This window comes from Desulfitobacterium dichloroeliminans LMG P-21439 (genome assembly GCF_000243135.2).
Taxonomy (GTDB): domain Bacteria; phylum Bacillota; class Desulfitobacteriia; order Desulfitobacteriales; family Desulfitobacteriaceae; genus Desulfitobacterium; species Desulfitobacterium dichloroeliminans.
This window is the reverse complement of the sequence record NC_019903.1, coordinates 1,948,407-1,971,705: the sequence shown is the minus strand read 5'-3', so window position 1 is coordinate 1,971,705 and position 23,299 is coordinate 1,948,407. Positions and strand designations below refer to the sequence as shown.

Here is a 23,299-nt window from a genome sequence, read left to right as displayed (position 1 = left end):
TTTACTGAAGTCATAATATAAGCGAAGGAGTATGTGTCTATGTTTCAAGAACGGTATCAATTTTGGTTAAATGACCCCTATTTTGATGAAGTGACACGTTCGGAAGTTGCAAGTTTAAGTGATCTTAAAGAGATCGAGGATCGTTTCTATACCGATTTGGAATTTGGAACCGGGGGACTCCGTGGAATTCTCGGTGCAGGTACTAATCGCATGAATATCTATGTGATACGCAAAGCCACTCAAGGGTTGGCAGATTTAATTCTCGAGGGAGGGGAAGAAAGTAAAAACCGCGGAGTAGTTATTGCATATGATTCACGGTGCCTGTCTGATCGATTTGCACAAGAAGCAGCTTTGATTCTTGCTGGTAACGGGATAAAGGCCTATCTATTTAACGGACTTCGCCCAACTCCGGAGCTTTCTTTTGCAGTCCGCCATTTACATGCTCAAGCAGGAATTGTCATCACTGCCAGTCACAACCCAAAAGAGTATAACGGTTATAAAGTATATTGGGAGGATGGAGGGCAAGTCCCTCCGGATCGTGCTGATCAAATCCTTCATTGTATTAAAGTTCATGAACATTGGAATGACATTCACCCTCTTCCAGAAAAGGAAGCCCGGAAAAGGGGACTTCTCATTGACTTGGGGGAAGAAATGGATTCCGCATATTTAAAGAGAGTTAAAGAATTAGCATTATACCCAGACCTTGCTCAAGAAAAAGGAAGTAAGCTATCGATCGTCTATACCCCCTTGCATGGAGCTGGAAATATGTTGGTAAGGCGCATTTTAACAGAAATGGGTTATTCAGTATTCACTGTTCCCGAACAGGAAAATCCTGACTCAGAATTTCCTACGGTTCCTTATCCTAATCCGGAAATTTCTTCTACTTTTGATTTAGCTCGAAAATATGGAAAAGCTCAGGATGCTCAACTACTGATAGCCACCGATCCAGACGCAGACCGTCTTGGCATGGTCATTCGCACCCCTTCAGGGGATTATCAACAGCTCACCGGAAATCAAATAGGCATTCTTTTAACCTATTACCTCATAACTCAGAAGAGGAGATTAGGTATTCTACCGAAGAATGCAGTGATTATCAAAACAATTGCTTCCACAGATCTTGCTGACCTAATGGTTAAGGACTTAGGGGTCCAGATCGAAAATGTTCTCACAGGATTTAAGTTTATTGCCGAGAAAGAGCAGGAAATGGAAGATCTAGGAATTGGGGATTTTCAATTTGGGTTTGAGGAGAGTTATGGGTATCTGGCAGGGCATTTCGTTCGCGATAAAGATGCCGTTATCGCTTCCTTACTACTCTGTGAAGCCGCTCTCTATTATCAAGAAACTGAAGGTCGTTCCTTACTTGAAATCCTCGAGGAAATATACAGGCGCTATGGTTATTTTGTCGATGATCAAATCTCCATGACCTTACATGGCAAAGAAGGCAAAGAGAAAATGAAGCGCATGATGACTACCCTTCGTGAGACGACGGTAGACTCATTCGGAGGTTTACTTATCGAACGAATCGATGATTATGAACTGAGAAAAGGAAAAAGAATCATTTCTCCTCAGGAAAATTATTTACTGTCACTTCCTCAATCCAACGTGATCCGCTATTCTTTTCAGGGGGGTGGATTTGTCATGGCCCGACCCTCAGGTACGGAGCCTAAAATAAAGTTCTATTTCAATATCAGAGATGCTAATCCCCTAGAGCTTCAAAACACTCTTGAGCGAGTAAAGACTGATTTACTAAAGCTTGTTGCTGATTAAGTGATGATTAGCTCTCCCGTCCAACCCCTAAGTTAAGCATGCTTAACGTAGGGGTTTTTATACAAAAAGAATATCTGACCTTTATTGACCTTTGATTGGGTTATGCTTATAATAGAGTTATAAAGTTATAGAGTTTTATCGAATAATTGCTTATTGATAAAGGAGTGATCACCATGTCTTTTGATACCAATCGCTTTACGCAAAAATCTCAAGAAGCTATCATACAAGCTCAAACTATGGCGGAGCGGAATGGCAACGGTCAAGTAGAGCCTGAACATTTACTCTTGGCTCTTCTTGAACAGGGAGAGGGAGTGGTCCCTCAAGTTTTAACAAAACTAAACATCCCCGTGGGAGTATTGGCTCAAAAAGTACGTCAGGATATACAACGATTTCCGCGGATGACGGGAACCTCCGTCCAATTGACCATTTCATCGCGCCTGCGAACTGTTCTGGTCTCCGCTCACGATGAAATGGAGACGTTTAAAGATGAATATGTTAGCACAGAGCATCTTCTCTTGGCTATCCTTGAAAAAGGGGAAGGAGGAGCCGAGAAGCTTTTAAAGCAAGAGGGACTCAATCGCGAGAAGCTCCTGCAAGTTCTGCGGGAGATCCGAGGAACTCAACGCGTTACCAGCCAGACGCCTGAAGGAACCTTTCAGGCCCTCGAACAATACGGTCGTAATCTAGTGGAGCAAGCGCGTCGAGGAAAATTAGACCCTGTTATTGGACGGGATGAAGAAATCCGGCGGGTGATTCAGATACTTTCACGACGAACCAAAAATAACCCTGTTCTTATTGGAGAACCTGGGGTTGGAAAAACTGCGATTGTGGAAGGTTTGTCCCAACGCATTGTTAGAGGAGACGTTCCCGAATCGGTTAAGGATAAGAAGGTAATCAACTTAGATATGGGATTGCTTATCGCCGGAGCCAAATATCGGGGTGAATTTGAAGAACGACTCAAAGCAGTTCTCAAGGAAGTCCAAGAGCGCGAAGATATTATCCTGTTCATCGATGAGCTTCATACGGTCGTCGGGGCCGGTGCGGCTGAGGGGGCAATGGATGCCAGCAACATGCTCAAGCCCATGTTAGCTCGGGGGGAGCTACATATGGTTGGTGCCACAACCTTAGAAGAATATCGCAAGTATATTGAAAAAGATGCAGCATTAGAACGGCGTTTCCAACCGGTTATGGTGGGAGCCCCCAGTGTCGAGGATACCATCTCTATATTGCGCGGTCTCAAAGAACGTTATGAAACTCACCATGGGGTAAGGATAACTGATGGTGCCATCATTTCAGCGGCTATTCTTTCTGATCGGTATATCAGTGATCGATTTTTACCCGATAAGGCTATTGACCTTGTGGATGAAGCTGCGGCTCGGTTGCGGATGGAAATCACCAGTGATCCCTATGAATTAGATCAAATCAAACGCCGTGTTCTACAGCTAGAAATTGAGCGTGAGGCTTTAAAGAAGGAAAAGGACGATGGGAGTAAGGATCGTCTTGCTAAAATTGAAGAAGATTTAGCGAATCTCAAAGAAGAAAGAGGTGCCTTAGAGGCCCAACTTCAAGGGGAAAGGGAAGTTCTCACGAATATCAATAAATTAAAAGAAGAAATTGATCAAACTCGCACAAAAATGGAGCAAGCTCAACAAACCTATGATTATAATAAAGCCGCTGAACTTCAATACGGTATATTACCTAAATTGGAGAAGGATTTGAATACCCTAGAAGAGCAGCTACAAACACGCAAAAATACTTTATTAAAGCAAGAAGTTGGGGAAGAGGATATCGCAGAGGTGGTTGCCAAATGGACACAAGTTCCTGTAACTAAGCTCCTCGAAAGTGAAATGGATAAACTGGTTCATATGGAAGAGAGGATACATGAGCGTGTCATCGGTCAGGAGGAGGCCGTCAAAGCTGTAGCTGACGCTGTACGCAGAGCTCGTGCCGGACTTCAAGATCCCAATCGTCCTTTAGGCTCCTTCTTATTCCTAGGGCCAACTGGGGTAGGGAAGACCGAGTTGGCCAAGGCTCTCGCCGAATTTCTCTTTGATGATGATCAAGGAATTGTCCGGATTGATATGTCGGAATACATGGAGAAACATACGGTAGCTCGATTAATTGGAGCTCCTCCTGGCTATGTGGGTTACGAGGAAGGAGGTCAGTTAACCGAAGCGGTAAGACGGAAGCCCTACAGTGTAGTACTATTCGATGAAGTTGAAAAGGCACACGGTGATGTATTTAATGTGCTTCTCCAACTGCTTGATGATGGTCGCTTAACCGATGGACAAGGACGTGTTGTCAACTTCAAAAATACCGTGGTCATTTTGACGAGCAATATTGCCAGCCCGTTGATACAAGAAATGACTGCTTCAGGCGCCTCCCAAGAAGTGTTGCGTTCCAAAGTTTCCGAAGAATTAAAACACTTTTTCCGTCCAGAATTTTTAAATAGATTGGATGAGATGATCGTGTTTCATCCTCTTGGTCAGGAGCATATTCGTTCTATCGTTCAAATTCAATTAGATCTGCTACGTAAGTATCTGGCTCCACGAAAAATTACCCTGAATCTTTCCGATGCTGCACAGAACATCATTGTTCAACAGGGGTATGATCCAATCTATGGGGCTAGGCCACTCAAGCGTGTTATTCAGCATAATTTACAAAATCCACTGGCGATGCGAATCCTTCAGGGAACAATTCACGAAGGTGCTCACGTCATGGTTGATGTTAACTCTCGAGGAGAATTAGATTTTAACACCCAATACAGTCTATAGTGCTCATCAATACAATTAGACCTCCTTATAGCGAAGATTCATTTACTATAAGGAGGTCATTCTTTTTAGTTGCCTGCCTTGTAGGGCTTGCGAGGAACCTCTCTTGCATCCTTATGGATAAAACTATAAACTAGAGATAGGTTAGGCTTGTTCATTGCCGTGATCATGATTCAACGATTAGTATTCCCCCAAAAAAACAATAAGAAAGAAGCTCAGGAAAAATGAAAAAGTGGTTGTTATTGACCAATGTAACGACAGAAATAGAGGCAGATATTGTCATCGCTCTCCTTGAACAAGAAGAAATCCCTGCCCGGAAGGCCTTCCCGGGAAGTGGCAATCTAAAAGCTACCTATGGCTTAATCAATGGTGTCGAGATTTATGTTCCCGAGGACTGGATGGAGCAAGCTAAGGAGATACTTAGTGCCGATCAGCAAAGCTCTGCATGGGAAGCTGACCAGAAAAATGGTGATTCATGAGCGTTGTTTAAACTACTCGACCCAGACAAGAATTTATCAATGGTGCATTCTAGGCTGATACGCAATAAGAAAAGAATCCCCCGAAAATAGGGGATTCTTTTCTTATTAGTTTATCCTGCGACTTGCCGTTCACGATACGCAGTAACTTTACGTCGTATCCTTTGAATAGCGTTATCTAAGGATTTCGGGTTTAAACCGAGATGCTGCGTAATTTCACGCTGTTTCATACCTATAAGATAATGGCAGCGAAAGACCTTAAGCTCTAATTCAGAAAACCCACTCATGAGTTCCTGTAAAAAAAGTCTTGTCTCATCCAGAGCGATGATTTTCGTCTCAGGGTCATCATCATTGGTCACAAAATCGATGAAGCTATCCACTTTATTATCACTTAACTCATTATTCAATGAAAACGCTTCGTTGAGGTTTATGTGTTTTTGCCTATTATGGGCTCGTAGGCTGTCGATGAGCTTCCTCTTAATAACCATGCGCACAAAATGAAGAAAAGGTATATCGCAATCTGAATCATAAGAATTAATCGCTTTATAGATAGCAATTCGTCCTTCTTGAAGTAAGTCCTCGTATTCAGCTCGATGAAGAAAAAACTTATAAGCTATTTTTCGAATTTCGGGTTCATAGTGCTCAATAATCCAATTTAGTGAATCTTGATTTCCAGAGCGCGCTGCTTCAAGATGGTCATCGATGTTAGCTAGAATTAGATTGTTTGAAGTCACAACGCTCATCTCCTCATCAAAGATTTAGACTCAATCATAAGTCTAGATACTTAGCGGTCCTTTGACAAGGTACACATTTTGGACAGTTATCCAATTCGTACTAATTTTTAACCAAAGCCTACCAAAAATTATTTAATCATTTTTAATAAATTGACTGTTTCAATGGCTGTAACGGCAGCATCATAGCCTTTATTTCCAGCTTTTGAGCCAGATCTTTCAATAGCTTGTTCAATCGTGTCGGTAGTTAATACACCAAAAACCACAGGGAGCTTGGTCTCTAAACCGACCTGAGCGACTCCTTTGCTGACTTCGGCACTAACGAAATCAAAATGAGGGGTAGCTCCACGGATCACTGCTCCTAAGCAAATGACAGCATCGTATTTCTTGGATTCAGCCATTTTTAGCGCAACTAAAGGGATTTCATAGGCTCCCGGAACCCAAGCAATATCAATATCTTCCTCAGCAGCGCCATGACGTTTTAGTCCGTCGAGAGCTCCGCCAACTAATTTATTCGTGATAAATTCATTAAATCGAGCAGCAACAATTCCAAATTTTAATCCTTCTACAACCAGTTTACCTTCATAAGTCATCATAGTTTTTCATCCTTTCTTAATTGACAATTTAATCGTATAAAAAATTAGCGAACCCCAGGTAAAAAGTGTCCCATTTTGGTTTTTTTGGTATGCATGTAATACTCGTTTTCAGGCTTCACAGGCATTTCCATGGGAACACGTTCAATGATTTCCAGTCCATATCCTTCCAAACCGACAATTTTACGGGGATTGTTAGTCATTAAGCGCACACTTTGAATTCCCAAATCGACAAGGATTTGAGCTCCCACCCCATAGTCTCTCAGGTCGGCAGGGAAGCCTAAGGCAAGATTAGCTTCTACGGTATCTTTTCCTTCTTCCTGTAGCTTATATGCCTTGAGCTTATTTAATAAGCCGATTCCACGACCTTCTTGGCGCATATAGAGCAATACGCCCCGGCCTTCTTTTTCTATAAGTTCAATTGCCGCTGCTAATTGGTCCCCACAGTCACAGCGACGGGAATGAAACACATCCCCGGTTAAGCACTCAGAATGGACGCGAACCAGTACGGGTTCTCCGTTTTGTACATCGCCCTTGACCAAGGCTACATGCTCTTGTCCATCGAGCAGACTCCGATAACCCACGGCTTCAAAATCACCAAAATCGGTTGGGAGTTGAATGTCGACCACACGTTCTATCAGCTTTTCCTTTTTACGTCTGAAACGAATCAGTTCTTTAATGGTGATAATTTTTAATTCATGATTCTTTACGAATTCCATGAGATCAGGCACACGGGCCATCGATCCGTCTTCCTTCATGATCTCGCAGATAACACCTGCTGGCTCAAAGCCGGCTAAGCGAGCCAAATCAACGGCTCCTTCCGTATGTCCTGCCCGAACCAATACCCCACCTTCACGTGCTTTGAGAGGGAAGATATGGCCTGGCCGATGGAGATCCTCAGGCCGACTTTGAGGGTCGGTTAAGATATTGACTGTATTGGCGCGCTCAAAGGCCGAGATCCCAGTGGTGCAATTACAGCCATCGACGCTAACCGTAAATGCCGTCCCGTGGGGATCAGTATTATGAGTGACCATAGGGTCAAGGTTCAAGGCTTGGATACGTTCTGCGGTCATGGGTACACAGATTAGGCCGCGGCCATAGGTTGCCATAAAGTTGATTGCTTCCGGCGTGACTTTCTCAGCAGCCATCAACAAATCTCCTTCGTTTTCTCTTTCTTCGTCATCGACGACCACGACCATTTTACCTGCGCGTATGTCCTCGATAGCTTCCTCGACGGTATTAAACTGAAACTCCATTTCTATCACTCCTATTTATACATTCTTGTCTATAGAAATCCATGCTCCGCTAAAAAGTTCATGGATAAATCCTTTTGGGGGGCATCATTCTTCTCTAAAAACCTTGCCACATACTTGCCGATCAAATCAGTTTCTAGATTGACCACATCACCAACTCCCTTAAAGCCTAAGGTCGTTTCTTGGCGGGTGTGGGGGATCAAGGATATTGTAAAACCTTGAGATAGGACATCAACTACTGTTAGGGATATGCCGTCAATAGCAATCGAGCCTTTAGGTAAAATGTACTTTAAAAGAGCAGGGGAGGCCTTAATCTCAAAAACTCGTGCGATTCCTACCGGGGTAATTCTCAAAATAGTTCCTACTCCATCCACATGCCCACTGACAATATGGCCTCCCAAGCGGGTCGAAAGTTGCAGTGCTCGCTCTAAATTGACCCTAGTTCCGCGACCACATTCCTTGAGATTGGTTTTATTAAGGGTTTCTGCCATGACATCAACTGTGAACAGCTGGCCTTGCATCTTAACTACTGTTAGACAAATACCGTTAACAGCGATACTATCCCCGATCTGAGTTCCTGCCAAGACATGAGAACCTTCTATAGTAAGCTGAGCAGAGTCCGGCAGAATCTTTAAGTCCGTTACTTTACCCAATTCTTCTATAATACCTGTAAACATTAGTTTCACCTCGCTTATCCATTCAGCTTGTGTATTTTACCTTAGCCCGGACTCGAAGATCTCCGGTAGAGAGATCAGTCTCTAAGAATTCCAGTGGAAAAGCATGAGACATCAGGGGCAACTCGAGTCCGGTAAGAGGGGAGGGACCTTTGCCACCAATAAGTTTGGGAGCATAAATGAATTCGATTTCGTCAATAAGCTGGGCTTGAAGAAGCGAACCGGCTAATTTTCCTCCACCCTCTAGCAAGATGGAGTTCCAACCCCTTTTAACAATATCCCGAAACAAATCTTCATAGGGAACATAGCGGGAAGTATTGTATTTCCAAACCTCAACATTATCCAAACCTTGGAAGAAAGCATATTGTTCCAGGGGGGCAGCTTCAGTGGTAGCAATAATGCAGGGTGCCGAACAAGATGAGGTGAATACGTCGGCATTATGAGGTATCTTCAACTCACCGTCTACGATCAAGCGAATGGGGTCACGACCTTCACTCATTCGGCAATTTAGGGCAGGATTATCGTGGTTGACTGTTTCGCTACCGACCATGATGACATCGAATTGATTGCGTAATTGATGGACATAGGCGCGAGATACCTCATTCGTGATCCATTTAGAGTCTCCCGATTCTGTAGCAATTTTTCCATCAAGTGTTAAAGCCGATTTGTAGAGGACAAAGGGAAGTTCCGCTTGAATAGCTTTAAGAAATCCTTTATTTAAGCTTCTGGCTTCGTCCTCTTTGAGGCCCACATCCACTTGAATCCCGGCGTCACGCAAACGACTAATTCCACGACCGCCCACTAAAGGGTTAGGGTCCTGCATAGCCACAACGACTCTTTTTATCCCTGCTTCGATCAGTGCATCAGCACAAGGAGGGGTTTTACCAAAGTGAGAACATGGTTCTAAGGTAACATAAGCAGTTGCTCCTTGGGCATTCGTGTCTGCTGCACAGAGAGCGTGAACCTCGGCGTGAGGGGTGCCTGCCTTTTGATGATACCCTTCTCCCACAATCCTACCATTATTGACAATTACACAGCCAACCAGAGGGTTGGGACTGGTTCTGCCGACGGCTTGAGCTGCTAATTGCAAAGCCCTTGACATGTAAATTTGATCTTGTTCCAAGCGATCACCACCGTTTCGTGTCCATATCGTCAAATATTCGACCCAAACAGATTTCTCATGCATTTTGGGGGCCGCAAAACACCAGGGAAGTCAGTTTGGAGACTAATCTTAGGTAGCTTTCCATAAAAGCATATAAAAAACCCCAGAGTAATTCCTCTGGGGTACAAAATTTCGCAACAAAAGAATAGTGCATATGCACTTTCATTTCCTCTTTTCATCCAGACTTTACTGTCGGCTCTGGAATTACACCAGATCTGCCATAAGGCTCGCGGGCTTGACCGCCGGTATGGAGTTTCACCAATCCCCAGAGGTATTCAATTACTTTATATATCATACTCTAACCTATTAACAATTTCAACCCCTTGGGTAATTTTCCATATCAGTATTTAGGAAGCTGAGTGTACTCATCCCGGAGCAATCCCATTAGAATTGCATCGTGATACTCTCCCAAAACGAAACGCGCTTGTCTTAATCTGCCTTCAGTCTTAAAGCCAAGCTTCTCATAGGCTTTTTGAGCACGAAAGTTTCCGTCCCATAAATCAAGGCTCAAACGGTTAAAATTCCATTGAAAAAATAAGTAGTCCAAGAGCACTTTAAGGGCATCTGTACCATAACCACGCCCCCAGAAATCTTTTTCGCCAATAATTATGAAAAGGACTGCAGAACGTGCAGGATAATTAATGTCTCGAAAGCCAGTCGTCCCAATGGGTTTATGTTCCTCATTAAGAATGATATAGCGACCATTATCTTTTTCGGGTGTGAAAAAACGTTCCTCAATTTCTTCCTCATTGAACATTGTACTCAATGGCCAAGCACCATTAGCCCAATAATTGACTTCTTGGTCATTATACCATTTTTGGTAGATAGGAATATCATCGGGAGCCAATGGCCGAAGAAAGGTTCTTTTTCCTTGTAGCACCGTTCATTCCCCCCAGAAATTTTCACACTATTTAATGGTCCATATCACCATAGATGGGGTGTTATGCCAATGCGAAATACGAATGATACATAAAAAGCGTGTCTTTCATCCCTTAAGTGGATAGTACACGCTTCGAAAGGCTATTCAATGGTCGGGGCGACAGGATTTGAACCTGCGGCCTCTTGGTCCCGAACCAAGCACGCTACCAAACTGCGCTACGCCCCGTTAATAGAACGCTTTATAATATAACAAAATGCGCACAAACTGTCAAGTTACAATGGAGGAATGTTGCTCTACTCTTTTGTTGAACTTAATTTCCAAACTAAGTTCCACCCCTTCACTTGGGAAAGTGGAATTTAATTTGGAAAGATTAAAGGGTGGAATTCACTCAGACAAATAGGTTATATTGGGATAGCTGTGTCCCGGTAGAAAGAAAGAGGGACTGACATGGCTAACCAAAAACATTTAACCTTTGATGAACGGGTGACCATCTCTTCGCTTTTGGATAAAACCTACTCTTTTAAGGCAATCGCTAAAGAATTAGATAAGGATTGCACCACCATCTCCAAAGAGGTTCGCCGCCATATCATCTTCAAACGGATAGGCTGTCAAGGCAATGCTTACAATGCTTGCCGCCACCGCTATACTTGCGATCATAGGCTGCTCTGCACACCCTGTCATTATTCGCACCGGCCCAGCTTTTGCCGCCGCTGCAAATTATGCAATGCTATGTGCCCGTCTTTTGAGTGTCAACTCTGCCCACGACATGCCAAACCGCCTTATGTTTGCAACGGATGCGATAAGCTTAATAAGTGCACTTTGGAGAAACGCTTTTACCATGCTGCACCAGCCCATACCGAATATCAGGCAGTTCTTTCCGAAGCCAGACAGGGTATATCTCTCTCGGAAGATGAGGTAAAACACCTCGACTCCATCATTTCCCCTCTCATCAAAAAGGGGCAATCCCTGAATCATATCTGTGCCAACAATAAGGATTCCCTCATGGTTAGCAAAAGCACCCTCTATCGTCTAATTGACTTTAATATTTTCACCGCAAGAAACATCGATATGCCACGGAAAGTACGCTATGCTAAGCGCAAGATAAAAAGACAGCTCAAGGTCGACAAGGCTTGCCGAATCGGTAGAACCTACAATGACTTTCAGCATTTCCTCAACGAGAATCCCCACCTACCTCTTGTGGAAATGGACACCGTAGAAGGTCGTAAAGGGGGCAAGGTTCTTCTTACCCTTCATTTCGTGAAGGCAGAATTCATGCTTGCCTTTTTACGGCAAACCAACGATTCTCAATCCGTCATCACTATCCTGGAAGACCTTCAACTCAACCTTGGCCAAGACATCTTTATGAGGGTTATGCCGATTTTGCTGACGGACAATGGTTCTGAGTTCTCTAACCCAAATGCCTTGGAGTTTGACCAACAACAAAAACCGCAGAACTCATCTGTTCTACTGCGATGCCTCTTCACCTGGGCAGAAAGGCTCTGCCGAGAGGAATCACGAGCTGATCCGCTATTTTATTCCTAAAGGCACCCGTATGGATGAGTTTACCCAGGTCGACATCAGCCGCATGATGGACAACATCAATTCCTACAGTCGACAAAGCTTGGGGAATAAATGCCCTTATGACATGTTGGCTTTCCTCTATGGGGAAGATCTTCTTAAGGCATTGGGGTGTCACAAAATTCCGCCCAATGAGGTCATCATGAATTCCTCTCTTTTTAAGGAGACTGCCGTCCATTGTCTAGGCAATCCATGGGGTTATACCGATGAGTCAGGACGGGAGACCAGTTATCTTGATGCCTATCGGGCTATTGAAGAACAACGCAAAGAAATGACAGAAAAAATTAACCTCACCCGTTAATTTCTTCCTGTCATGACACTACCGGGAAGCAGCTTCATACCCCATTAAACCGGGTGGAATTTACTATGCGAAAAAGTCTACTAAATTCCACTCGCAGATACCTGCGCCCTTTTTCAGCTGCTTTTACACCGGATTTGGCCCTATTTTAATCCAAAACTGAAAAAAAGTCACCCTTTTCTTTTCTACAAACAAGAATGGGTGACTTTCAGTGGAATTTACCTCGATAAAGTGGAACTTACTTTGAAATTCAACCACTCTTTTGTTGATTGGCTGTTGATTTTCCGATATACTTAATTTTGTATAGTCCGAAACATCTATTGATAAAAAGGAAAAACGGGGGAGAAAGATTTGCGAAAAACCGCAATCATTATGGATTCAACAGGGTACTTAACCTCAGATATTATTAATGACTATGATATTCGTGTTGTAACACTGAACGTTAATATTGGCGATGAAACCTTTAAGGAAATCGAATTATCTAACTCTGATTTCTTCTCGAAACTGAAGAATATCTCAGGATCTTCAACCACTTCACAACCCTCAGTGGGGTCATTTATAGAAGCCTATCAAAAGGTGCTTGCGGATGGTTATGAAGAGATTATTAGCCTTCATCTCTCTCATAAAATTAGTGGCACCTATTCTTCAGCTATGATGGCAAAAGATATATTAGAAAACGAAAATATTCATATTTTTGATTCCGAATCCTCTGCCCTCGGCTTAGGGCTACAAACATGGGCGGTAGCCGACTGGTCTAAGGAAGGGGCTAATGCCCAAGAAATCCTGACAAGGCTTCCTGCCTTAAGATCTCAATGTGAACTTTATTTTATAGTGGATACTTTAGAATATCTACACCGTGGCGGAAGAATCGGTGGAGCTTCAGCACTTTTTGGAACCTTATTGCAGATTAAGCCTATTCTTTATTTCAATGAAGAAGGAATTATCGACGTCTTTGAAAAAGTTCGTTCGAAGAATAAGGCATTGCAAAGGGTCTATGCAGAACTTGAGAGAGCTATGTCTTCTGGAAAAAATCATCGCATCGCTGTGATCCACGTAGGCGCACCATCAGAAGCAGCGATTATGGCAAAGGAGCTTAATGAAAAGTTTCCTGGCCAAGAGATACGGATTTTCGAAGCAGGACCCGTTATTGCTACTCATGTCGGACCCGGAGCACTAGGCCTAGCATTTCATCCTTGGCCTAATTAATAAGATAACGAGTAGATGACGAGGGAATTGTCAGTCAATTTAAAATACTTTGAGTCGAGTATAAGCTTTTCAATCGGTGGGATGATAGAGTGGGGAACATATGGAGGTGTTGATTATGCTCAAAATCCCGCGCGGTTTATTCTTTCGACAAAGAAAATCAGAAAATAACAATGGGAAAAGCTCAGATTCTGCACTTACTGACATTTCTGAGGTTGAAATTCCCCTAACCTCGATCGAAGATATTGGGTGGGTAACCAATGCCATTGAGCCCGCTCAACAACGGGGGCCTTCAGAAAGCCCATAATTCAATTCTATTCTTTAGAAAATTAGTAGTTATTGAGCACCGATATAAAAGCCATCTCATTCCTTTTTGGTACGAGATGGCTTTCTTATTATTTAGTTCCTATATGTCTGTTATTAGACTTAGAGTTCATGAGCTTGTGATAATTAATTTTATATTCTTTAGAAATTGAGGAAGGAATTAGTAAATGAACAGGGAATACTTAGTTTAATTAGAACAAACTTTCACAAATAATAACACATACAATTATTTTGTACTATTAATTTAACACAATCTTCAGAATCTTTGAAGGATTTCAGATAATTATGAAGAATACACTAATACAGTTGTTTTATGTCATGTAAAAAACCTTATCTGTATATAGTGTAAACATGTGGAAAAACCAGCCGTTGTGAAACCTGGCACGACTTTAGCATTATTGTAGGAGATGAAATCAATGAAAATTGCAATTACGGGTAAAGGCGGAGTGGGCAAGACAACTTTTGCGGCTAATTTAGCCTACTTTTTAGCAGAGCAAGGGATAAGAGTTTTAGCGGTTGATGCAGACCCTGATGCAAGTCTAGGTACTGTCTTAGGGATTTCCGAGGATGTTCTCGCTGATTTGAAACCCATAGTGGATATGAAGGACCTTATTGAACAACGCATGGGGGGCAGTGGTGCATTTTATCCCCTTAATCCACAGGTCGATGATATTCTCGATGATTATTCAATTCAAGTCGGACCGATTCGTTTCTTTAGAATGGGGAATGTCAAAGGAGGCGGCACCTCCTGCTATTGCAAAGAAAACAGCTTCTTACATGCCTTAGTAAATTCATTAATTCTTTCCGAGCAAGATACCGTCATCTTAGATATGGGTGCAGGGATTGAACAACTTACCCGAGGAACTGCCCAAGGGGTAGATCTCCTAGTTATTGTAACTGAAGCCAGCACAGTCAGTGCCCATACAGTAAGGATAATTCAGAAACTCGCCCAAGAGCTGAACATACCGCAGGTTGCTGTGGTCGGGAACAAGGTTCGTTCTAAAAAAGACGAGGAATTTCTCAAGGCACAATTTACTGATCAGGAACTCATTGGTTTTGTTCCCTTTAGTGAAGAGTTACTTGATATGTCTATTCATACAGATCATTCTTCCTTTCCAAAAGTTGCTCCAGGTTCTCAACTAGAATCTATCTATAGAAATTTATTAGAGAGGAGAGAGTTATAAGGTAATAAAAGATTAGACAAGTATGGTGGAAAACTAAGGTCATAAAGAGGAGGTAAAACAATGCCAAGATATCGGGATTTGACACACACCTCACGGCCTTCAAATGCGCCTCGTGTGGTGGAACCCAAAAACCCATTGCGCACAACCGACCCAGGCACCATAGAAATGTATAAGGTTGCGCAAGAGAACAACCTTGAGACAGTTTTTGAACGCTTTGTAGCCCAACAACCACAATGTGGTTTTGGCTATAAAGGAATCTGCTGTCGCATTTGCTTAGCTGGACCCTGCCGCGTCAAAGCAGAGGAAGGGCCTGCTAGCAGAGGTATCTGCGGTGCTACCGCATATACCATTGTGTCGAGAAATCTAGTTCGAATGATTGCAGGTGGAGCTGCATCACACTCTGAACATGCAAGGCATGTACTCCATACAGTTCATGAGCTTACTGAAGGAAAGACCAAGGATTATGAAATTAAGTCACCGGCAAAGCTTCATAAGTTAGCTGAAAAGCTCGGTATCGAAACCCTAAACAGAGAAGATATGGATATTCTTGCAGATGTAGCAGAATTGGCTTATGAAGATTTTGGTAGATTTAAGGATCGCCCAGCTGCTTTCCTAGATTCATTCTTAATAGAACCACGACGCGGCAAATTTAAGCATACAAATATTATGCCGCGTTCCATCGATGGTACTGTGACTGAACTTATGGCACAAACAGCTCAAGGGGTGGATGCTGATCCTGTTAATATAATTTTTGGGGGACTGAAAGGTTCACTTGCGGATTTAGTAGGTGAATATATCGGGACCAATCTGAGTGACGTTTTATTTGGTATTCCTGAACCCATTGTTTCGGAAGCTAACCTTGGGGTTATCCAAGAATCAATGGTCAATATCGCTGTTCATGGCCATAATCCAGTACTCTCAGAAATGGTGGTCGCTGCTGCCCGCGAACTCAAAGCAGAGGCCCAAAAAGTGGGTGCAAAAGGGGTTAATATCGTCGGTATTTGCTGTACCGGTAATGAACTTCTGATGCGTGAAGGGGTTTATTTAGCTACATCTTCGGCATCTCAAGAAATGGCTATTTTGACAGGTGTACTTGATGCAATGGTCGTTGATATACAATGTATTTACCCATCTGTACAACAACTTGCCGACTGCTATCACACCAAAATTATTACCACTGAGGCCATTATGAAGATTCCAAGTGCTCAACACTTGGCTTTCAATGCTGAGACAGCCATGGAAGACGCAAAAACACTAGTAAGAATGGCCATTGCCGCCTATAAGTTCAGAGATCCTAAGAAAATTGCTATTTCCAGCGAACGCAATAGCCTCGTAGCAGGATTTAGCATCGAAGCATTGACTGAAATTTTTGCTAATGTTAATTCTGAACGCCCGTTCTCTGTGCTCACAGACGCTATCTTAAGTGGGCAGATTAAGGGTGTTGTGCAAATGGCCGGTTGCAATAACTTGAAACGACAGCAGGATGAATCCCATGTGAGTATTCTTAAGGAATTGGTGAAGAATGATGTCTTAGTCGTGGCCACTGGATGTTCTGCGGGAGCCTTTGCCAAGATGGGCTTAATGAACTCGGAGGCTGTGGACAAATATGCCGGTGAAGGACTTAAGAGCTTCCTTAGAATGCTAGAGAAAGCTAATCCGCAGTTAGCAACGAAATTACCACTTGTTTTCCACCTAGGATCTTGTGTGGATAATAGTCGTGGAATGGACTTGTTACAAGCGATGGCCAAAGAACTGAAAGTGGATACACCTAAAGTGCCTTTCGCAGCTTCAGCACCTGAAGCTATGCATGAAAAAGCCGTAGCAATCGGCTCCTATTGTGTCTCTATGGGCATTCCTACCCATGTGGGAACGATGCCTTACCTAGAGGGTAGCGATCTCATCTATGGAATTGCGACCCAAATCGCCCATGACGTTTTTGGCGGTAACTTTATTTTTGAAGTCGATGAGAAGATTGCTGCGCAAAAGATCATCAATGCCCTTGAATACAGAAGCTGGAAACTCAGAATTCATAAAGAAACTGCTGAGAAATTCGAAACAGCTATTGCCCAAGGGTGGTAAGGAAAGGAGGAAGTGACTATGTCCATGGAGCAAATTTATGCCGATGCTATTAAGGATCCGACTCAAGAACCTAAGAAATTACTCCGTAAGGCCTATGATGGGACCATTACGGCAATGAGCTATGCAGAGATTCTTTTGAATCGTGCCATTAAAGATTACGGTCCGCAACAAAAGGTTGGCTATCCGGACACTGCCTACCACCTTCCTGTTATTACCTGTCTCTCCGGAGAAAAGGTAACCACACTGGGTGAGCTTGTACCCATTCTCAATCGTATGCGGAATCAGGTTAAAACAGAGTTAACCTTTGCCAATGCACGCCTTTGGGGTGAATCTGTACTGTACGCCGCAGAGATTATTGAAACTCTTCATTATCTACGCAACGATGAACCGAAGGTAGCCCCTTGGACCGGATTTCTTGGCGATCCTATTGTACGGAAGCATGGGATTAAGATGGTCGACTGGACCATTCCTGGCGAGGCTGTTATCCTAGGCCGTGCTAAGGATTCAAAATCAGCTAAGAAAATTGTAGATGACTTGATGGGAAAAGGTTTCATGATCTTCCTCTGTGATGAAGTCATCGAGCAACTGCTTGAGGAGAATGCCAAGATAGGTGAAGATTACATTGCTTTCCCCTTAGGAAACTTTACCCAAGTCATTCATGCTGTGAATTACGCTTTCCGGGCTGGCTTGGCCTTTGGTGGGATTCCTGCTGGTCAGAGAGAGGAACACAGAGATTACCAGCGTCGTCGTGTACGGGCTTTTGTTCTGCAATTAGGTGAATTAGACGATGTGAAAGTAGCTGCTTCCATGGGGGCCATTTTTATGGGCTTCCCCACAATTACTGACCAAGTATTAGATGAAAATATGCAGATTCCCGATTGGTATCTGTCCGAGCCGGATTATGAAAAAATTGTTCCTCTGGCTTTAGAGGTGCGCGGGATAAAGTTGACCAATGTTGAAATCCCTATACCGGTAAATTTCGGACCTGCCTTCGAAGGAGAAACCATTCGCAAAGGAGACACTTATGTTGAGTTCGGTGGAGGTAGAACTACCGCTTTCGAATTAGTCTCGATGGTTGGTCCAGATGAAGTAGTAGATGGTCAAGTCACGGTCATTGGACCGGAGATTGATACCGTTCCCGAAGGCTCCAAGCTTCCATTAGGTATAAAGGTAGATATCTACGGTCGTAAGATGCAAGAGGATTTCGAGGGTGTTCTCGAGCGTCGAATTCATTACTTTACCAACTATGGAGAAGGAATTTGGCACGTGGCCCAACGGGATTTGTGCTGGGTTCGGATCTCTAAGGATGCACGCGCCAAGGGCTTCTTAATGAAACATATTGGTGAATTACTTCTAGCAAAATTCAAGCAAGAGTTTCCGGCTATTGTTGACCGGGTCCAGGTTACCATTTTCACCGATCAACAAGCGGTCGAGGAAAACATTGTCAAAGCTAGAGAACGTTATCGCGCACGTGATGCCCGCTTAAAGAGCTTAACAGATGAAAACGTCGAAGAATTCTATTCCTGCTTACTTTGTCAATCCTTTGCACCCAACCATGTCTGTATCGTAACACCAGAACGTGTTGGACTGTGCGGCGCTGTAAGCTGGTTGGATGCTAAAGCAGCATTCGAAATTACTCCGACTGGCCCTAACCAGCCCATTCCCAAAGGCCCAGCGATTGATGATTTCAGAGGAATGTGGCAAAGCGTCAATGATTATTTGAGACCTGCTTCGAACAATACATTAGAAGAAGTCAACCTTTACACATTAATGGATCGTCCTATGACTTCTTGCGGTTGTTTCGAAGCTATTATGGCTATTGTTCCAGAAGCCAATGGTTTGATGATTACCACGCGGGAGCATAGTGGAATGACACCTTGTGGTATGACCTTCTCGACTCTGGCCGGCACCGTCGGTGGTGGCCTGCAGACTCCTGGTTTCATGGGAATCGGGCGCACCTATCTCACCAGTAAGAAGTTTATTCCCGCTGATGGTGGGGTCGCTCGAATTGTCTGGATGCCAAAAGAACTCAAGGAATTCTTGCGTGAAGATTTTGTAGCACGTTCCATTGAAGAAGGTTTAGGTGAAGACTTTATCGATAAAATTGCCGATGAATCTGTCGGTACAACGGTAGAAGAGATTATTCCGTTCCTTGAAGAAAATGGGCATCCTTGCTTTAATCTAGACTCGTTGATGTAGTATTGATTACCTACACGGAGGCAGAGTAAGCCGCTCTGCCTCTAGAATAAACCATTGGAAAGGGGTTAATGTTATGGCCTTAACCGGTTTAGAAATTTACAAACAACTCCCGAAAAAGAACTGTGGCGAATGCGGTACACCAACTTGTCTCGCTTTCGCGATGGCATTGGCTTCTGGTAAAGGAGCACTGGACGCTTGTCCTTACGTGACTGATGAAGCTAGAGAAAATTTGGATTCTGCTTCTGCACCTCCGATAAAATCTATTAAATTCGGTAATGGTTCTGTGCTTGGCGACGAAACAGTTCTGTTCCGCCATGATAAGACTTTCTATCATCCGACGACCCTTCTTGTTGAGATTTCTGATGCCCTATCTGATGATGACATCCAAGCTAAACTTGATGAAATCAACGGTTTGGAATTTGATCGGGTCGGTCTCCATTACTCAATCGATGGAGTGGCTATCCTGGAAACATCGGGTGATCCGGATCGCTTTGCCAAAGTGGTTGCTCAAATCGCCGCTGGAACAGATCGCTCACTGCTCCTTCTAAGTGAGAATGTAGAGGCTTTGAAAGCGGCGCTACCGAGCGTAGCTGCTCGTAAACCCCTGATTGGATCGGCTACGGAAGCTAATTATGAGTCCGTCGTTAATCTTGCCAAGGAACATAGTGTGCCTGTCATTATTAAGGCTGAAGGAATTGAAGCCTTAAACACATTAGTCGAAAGTGCGCAAAAGCTAGGTTATAAGGAGTTTGTTTTGGATCCCGGCACACGGAACCCGAGTCAAACACTTGCCAACCTTACTCATTTGCGACGCTTAGCTATTAAAAAGAAATATCGCCCCTTTGGCTATCCCGTGATTGCCTTTACCAGCAAAGCGGAACCCCTGGCTGAAATAGCCGAGGCTTCTGTTTATGTATCCAAGTACGCCAGTGCCGTCGTTTTAAAAGCTTCCGCAAAGGCCCATGTCCTACCTCTTATGGCTTTACGACAAAATCTATACACAGATCCACAAAAGCCAATCCAAGTGGAACCCATTTTGCACTCTGTGGGCGAGGTCAATGAAAATTCTCCAGTTTATGTTACTACTAACTTCTCGTTAACTTATTACAGTGTAGAGGGTGAAGTAGAAGCTAGTAAAATACCTAGCTATATACTCCCCATCGATACTGATGGAACTTCCGTTTTAACAGCTTATGCAGCAGGTAAATATGAACCGGAAAAGATAGCCGATGCTCTTGAAAAGAGTGGAGTTGCTGAGAAAGTAAACCATCGCAACTTAATCATTCCCGGTTATGTAGCTGTCATCTCCGGAAAGCTTCAAGAAGTATCCGGTTGGAAAGTCATTGTAGGACCCCGTGACTCCAGTGGTATCATTACCTTTACCCGGGCTATGTAAGAAATTACATCAGAGGGGGGAGGAGAGACTTCATGAAATACCAAGTAAAATTTTTACCTGATGATATATTAATAGAGGTGGAAAATGGAACCTCCCTGCTCAAGACTGCTTCTCAAGCAGGAATTTACATTAAATCCAGTTGTGGTGGTGACGGAGCCTGTGGCTCCTGCAAGATCATCGTGCTTTCGGGAGAAGTAAGATGTGAAAGGACCGGAAATCTATCCGCAGATCAACTAAGCCGTGGGGTGCGCTTAAGCTGTCACACCTTTGTTGAAGGAGATCTTACCGTGGAGGTCCCTCCTGAATCACGTCTGCAAGCTCACCAAGTCCTCTTGGAGGATGCCAATACTTCATCCTTAGTCCAGGAAACTGAGAAGGATTTGATAGCCTCTTATGGTTTTCATCCCTTAGCTTGCAAAGTCAATATTCAATGTACTGAACCCACCCTTACGGATAATGCCAGCGACTGGGCTCGTTTATCCCTTGAGTTAAAGCGAACTCTGCCAGTCGACAAGCCTTTGGGTATTTCGCTCTCCGTCTTACAGACCCTGCCTGAGATATTGCGCCAAGCACACTGGGACCTGTCCATTACCTTAACAGATCTGGAATCAGGTTACACGGTCCTTCGGGTTGAACCAGCGAATACTCGACCAGCCTATGGTATTGCTATTGATATTGGAACCACGACTGTCGTTGTCTACTTAGTCGATCTGACCACTGGCAAAATCGTGGATAAGCAAGGATCCTACAATAAGCAAGCTCAATATGGTGATGATGTTATCTCGCGCATCGTCTATGCTGTGGACGCTCCTGAAAATCTAAAGGAAATCCAAAATGCCGTTGTGGGTACACTCAATGTATTAATTGACGACATTCTGAAGCGTCAAGCCCTTCAGCCTCAGGATATTGCCGCGGCTATGGTAGCAGGTAACACAACAATGTCACAGCTCTTCTTAGGTATTGATCCACGGTATATTCGCTTAGAGCCCTATATTCCCACCATGAATGCAATACCAGCAGCACAAGCACGAGAAATTGGACTAAGACTTCATCCTGAGGCTCTGGTTCATACCTTTCCTTCTGTAGCTAGCTATGTAGGAGGAGATATTGTTTCCGGTACCTTAGCTACTGATTTGACCAACTCAGAAGAGATCATCTTGTTCATAGATATTGGTACTAATGGAGAAATCGTCCTCGGCAACCATGATTGGCTTGTTTCTTGTGCATGTTCGGCGGGACCTTGTTTTGAAGGGGGAGGAATCCTCTTTGGCATGAGAGCTATGCCCGGTGCAATCGAACGAGTAGATATTGATACAGAATCACTTGAGGTGAAATTAAAAGTTATTGGCAAAATTCCCCCGATCGGAATATGCGGTTCCGGATTAGTTGATTGTATAGCTAAGCTTCGTAAGGCAGGAATTATTGACCGCGCCGGGAATTTTCAGACGGAGCATCCTTCTCAATCGCCACGGATTCGTATCACTGCCGATAATAAGGAATTTGTCCTGGCCTGGGCTCACCAAGCGGGAGGCGACAAGGATGTTGTCATTACCGAAAATGATGTTAAAAATCTTATTCGAGCTAAAGGAGCGATTTATGCAGGGATTCGTTCTTTGATGCAAGCAGTAGCCATTGAAATCGATATGATTGATCGAATTGTTATTGGCGGCGGGTTCGGCAATTATCTGAATATCCACGATTCTGTGGAAATCGGCCTGCTTCCTGATCTACCACAAGAAAAATTCGAGTTTATTGGTAACTCCTCAGTGAAAGGGGCGCGTCTGACCTTGCTTTCACAAAGAGCATGGAATGAGGCCTTAGAACTTGCCCGTAAGATGACCTATATCGAGCTTTCGGTGGGAACAACGTTTATGGATGAGTTCGTTTCTGCTCTATTCCTGCCCCACACCGATCTATCCTTATTTCCATCTGTTGAAGGAAAAGTTTAGAAGCATTGGAGGGAAGAATCGTGACAAAATATGTTGCCGTTGCCGGAAAAGGTGGAGTGGGTAAAACAACCTTCACAGCACTTTTACTGCGACAAATGGTGAAAGAGCTGCGGGGAAAAACTATTCTCGCTGTGGATGCTGATCCCAATGCCAATTTAAATGAAGCTCTTGGTTTAGAAGTTACCTCAACAATTTCCGAATTATTGGAGGATTCCAAGAACCCCAAAGCTGTTCCCGCCGGTATGCCTAAGGACGTATTTATCGAATACAAGCTTCAACAAAGCCTCATTGAGTCCACAGATATCGATCTGCTGGTTATGGGGGGGCCGCAAGGGCCAGGCTGCTATTGCTACCCTAATGACTTATTGAGGAAGTACCTGGAAACGCTGGGAGACAACTATGATTTTGTTACAGTTGATACTGAAGCAGGGCTTGAGCACATCAGTCGGAGAACGATTCCTCGTATCGATCTTATGTTCGTAATAAGTGATTCATCCGCGCGGGGAATCCGTTCAGCCGGAAGGGTCTACGAACTGATCAAAGGTTTGCGTTCGGCCGTCAATGAGGTATATCTTGTAGTCACTAAAACCACCGAGGGAAGCTTGGCTTCACTCCAAGAAGAAATTGATAAGACCGGTCTTCAATTAATTGGGGATATTCCCCTGGATTCTATGGTCGTTACCCACGATTTAGAGGGTAGTCCCCTCTATACTCTGCAGGACGATTCACTTGCCGTGCAAGCCGTCCAAAAAATCTTACTCAAGACCCTAAAATAGAACTAG

General features: G+C 43.8%; 17 protein-coding genes, 1 tRNA gene, 1 pseudogene and 1 riboswitch. Of the genes and pseudogenes, 12 read left to right on the top strand and 7 right to left on the bottom strand.

All coding sequences use genetic code 11. The features are described from left to right. Positions 1 to 39: 39 nt before the first annotated feature. The 3 genes from DESDI_RS09365 to DESDI_RS09355 all read left to right on the top strand — a co-directional run bounded on the left by DESDI_RS09365 (position 40) and on the right by DESDI_RS09355 (position 5,017). The gene (locus DESDI_RS09365) at positions 40 to 1,767 is read left to right on the top strand and encodes a phospho-sugar mutase (RefSeq protein ID WP_015262370.1); all 1,728 of its coding nucleotides are present in this window, start codon (positions 40 to 42) and stop codon (positions 1,765 to 1,767) included. A gap of 173 nt (positions 1,768 to 1,940) precedes the next feature. Next, positions 1,941 to 4,541, top strand: a complete 2,601-nt coding sequence (gene clpB, locus DESDI_RS09360) for an ATP-dependent chaperone ClpB (RefSeq protein WP_015262369.1) — start codon at positions 1,941 to 1,943, stop codon at positions 4,539 to 4,541. A 221-nt stretch (positions 4,542 to 4,762) separates the two neighbouring features. Continuing rightward, positions 4,763 to 5,017, top strand: coding sequence for a putative signal transducing protein (locus DESDI_RS09355; RefSeq protein WP_015262368.1), 255 nt, complete (start codon positions 4,763 to 4,765; stop codon positions 5,015 to 5,017). A gap of 110 nt (positions 5,018 to 5,127) precedes the next feature. On the opposite strand, the gene DESDI_RS09350 is transcribed toward DESDI_RS09355, so the two are convergent. The 7 genes from DESDI_RS09350 to DESDI_RS09320 all read right to left on the bottom strand — a co-directional run bounded on the left by DESDI_RS09350 (position 5,128) and on the right by DESDI_RS09320 (position 10,532). Next, a complete protein-coding gene (locus DESDI_RS09350) occupies positions 5,128 to 5,757 on the bottom strand; it encodes a sigma-70 family RNA polymerase sigma factor (protein ID WP_172635893.1) in 630 nt (209 codons plus the stop codon). Positions 5,758 to 5,876: 119 nt separating this feature from the next. Further along, positions 5,877 to 6,341: a 6,7-dimethyl-8-ribityllumazine synthase gene (ribH, locus tag DESDI_RS09345; protein ID WP_015262366.1), complete on the bottom strand. Its 465-nt coding sequence runs from the start codon at positions 6,339 to 6,341 to the stop codon at positions 5,877 to 5,879. 44 nt (positions 6,342 to 6,385) lie between these two features. Beyond that, positions 6,386 to 7,594 (bottom strand): bifunctional 3,4-dihydroxy-2-butanone-4-phosphate synthase/GTP cyclohydrolase II, encoded by a 1,209-nt coding sequence (locus DESDI_RS09340; RefSeq protein ID WP_015262365.1) that lies wholly within the window; start codon positions 7,592 to 7,594, stop codon positions 6,386 to 6,388. Between the two features lie 29 nt (positions 7,595 to 7,623). Next, positions 7,624 to 8,268, bottom strand: coding sequence for a riboflavin synthase (locus DESDI_RS09335; RefSeq protein ID WP_015262364.1), 645 nt, complete (start codon positions 8,266 to 8,268; stop codon positions 7,624 to 7,626). Between the two features lie 22 nt (positions 8,269 to 8,290). Beyond that, a complete protein-coding gene (gene ribD / locus DESDI_RS09330) occupies positions 8,291 to 9,388 on the bottom strand; it encodes a bifunctional diaminohydroxyphosphoribosylaminopyrimidine deaminase/5-amino-6-(5-phosphoribosylamino)uracil reductase RibD (protein ID WP_015262363.1) in 1,098 nt (365 codons plus the stop codon). Between the two features lie 202 nt (positions 9,389 to 9,590). Beyond that, positions 9,591 to 9,704: riboswitch (FMN riboswitch) on the bottom strand. A 63-nt stretch (positions 9,705 to 9,767) separates the two neighbouring features. Further along, the gene (locus tag DESDI_RS09325; RefSeq protein WP_015262362.1) at positions 9,768 to 10,307 is read right to left on the bottom strand and encodes a GNAT family N-acetyltransferase; all 540 of its coding nucleotides are present in this window, start codon (positions 10,305 to 10,307) and stop codon (positions 9,768 to 9,770) included. 148 nt (positions 10,308 to 10,455) lie between these two features. Continuing rightward, positions 10,456 to 10,532 (bottom strand) — tRNA-Pro (locus DESDI_RS09320). 222 nt (positions 10,533 to 10,754) lie between these two features. Here DESDI_RS09320 and DESDI_RS09315 point away from each other — a divergent pair. The 9 genes and pseudogenes from DESDI_RS09315 (at position 10,755) to DESDI_RS09275 (ending at position 23,293) form a co-directional block, all read left to right on the top strand. Continuing rightward, positions 10,755 to 12,186, top strand: a pseudogene (locus DESDI_RS09315) (IS30 family transposase). A gap of 348 nt (positions 12,187 to 12,534) precedes the next feature. Next, positions 12,535 to 13,389, top strand: a complete 855-nt coding sequence (locus DESDI_RS09310) for a DegV family protein (protein ID WP_015262360.1) — start codon at positions 12,535 to 12,537, stop codon at positions 13,387 to 13,389. Positions 13,390 to 13,504: 115 nt separating this feature from the next. After that, positions 13,505 to 13,693 (top strand): hypothetical protein, encoded by a 189-nt coding sequence (locus DESDI_RS09305; RefSeq protein ID WP_015262359.1) that lies wholly within the window; start codon positions 13,505 to 13,507, stop codon positions 13,691 to 13,693. Positions 13,694 to 14,126: 433 nt separating this feature from the next. Next, the gene (locus DESDI_RS09300; protein WP_015262358.1) at positions 14,127 to 14,894 is read left to right on the top strand and encodes an ATP-binding protein; all 768 of its coding nucleotides are present in this window, start codon (positions 14,127 to 14,129) and stop codon (positions 14,892 to 14,894) included. Between the two features lie 60 nt (positions 14,895 to 14,954). Beyond that, positions 14,955 to 16,973, top strand: coding sequence for an anaerobic carbon-monoxide dehydrogenase catalytic subunit (gene cooS, locus DESDI_RS09295; protein WP_015262357.1), 2,019 nt, complete (start codon positions 14,955 to 14,957; stop codon positions 16,971 to 16,973). 18 nt (positions 16,974 to 16,991) lie between these two features. Continuing rightward, positions 16,992 to 19,172: an acetyl-CoA decarbonylase/synthase complex subunit alpha/beta gene (gene acsB, locus DESDI_RS09290; RefSeq protein ID WP_015262356.1), complete on the top strand. Its 2,181-nt coding sequence runs from the start codon at positions 16,992 to 16,994 to the stop codon at positions 19,170 to 19,172. Between the two features lie 73 nt (positions 19,173 to 19,245). Continuing rightward, positions 19,246 to 20,568 carry an acetyl-CoA decarbonylase/synthase complex subunit gamma gene (acsC, locus tag DESDI_RS09285; protein WP_015262355.1) on the top strand — a complete coding sequence of 441 codons (1,323 nt, stop codon included), beginning with the start codon at positions 19,246 to 19,248 and terminating at the stop codon, positions 20,566 to 20,568. A 32-nt stretch (positions 20,569 to 20,600) separates the two neighbouring features. Beyond that, positions 20,601 to 22,517 carry an ASKHA domain-containing protein gene (locus tag DESDI_RS09280; protein ID WP_015262354.1) on the top strand — a complete coding sequence of 639 codons (1,917 nt, stop codon included), beginning with the start codon at positions 20,601 to 20,603 and terminating at the stop codon, positions 22,515 to 22,517. 20 nt (positions 22,518 to 22,537) lie between these two features. Further along, positions 22,538 to 23,293: an ATP-binding protein gene (locus DESDI_RS09275; RefSeq protein ID WP_015262353.1), complete on the top strand. Its 756-nt coding sequence runs from the start codon at positions 22,538 to 22,540 to the stop codon at positions 23,291 to 23,293. The last annotated feature ends 6 nt before the right edge of the window (positions 23,294 to 23,299 follow it).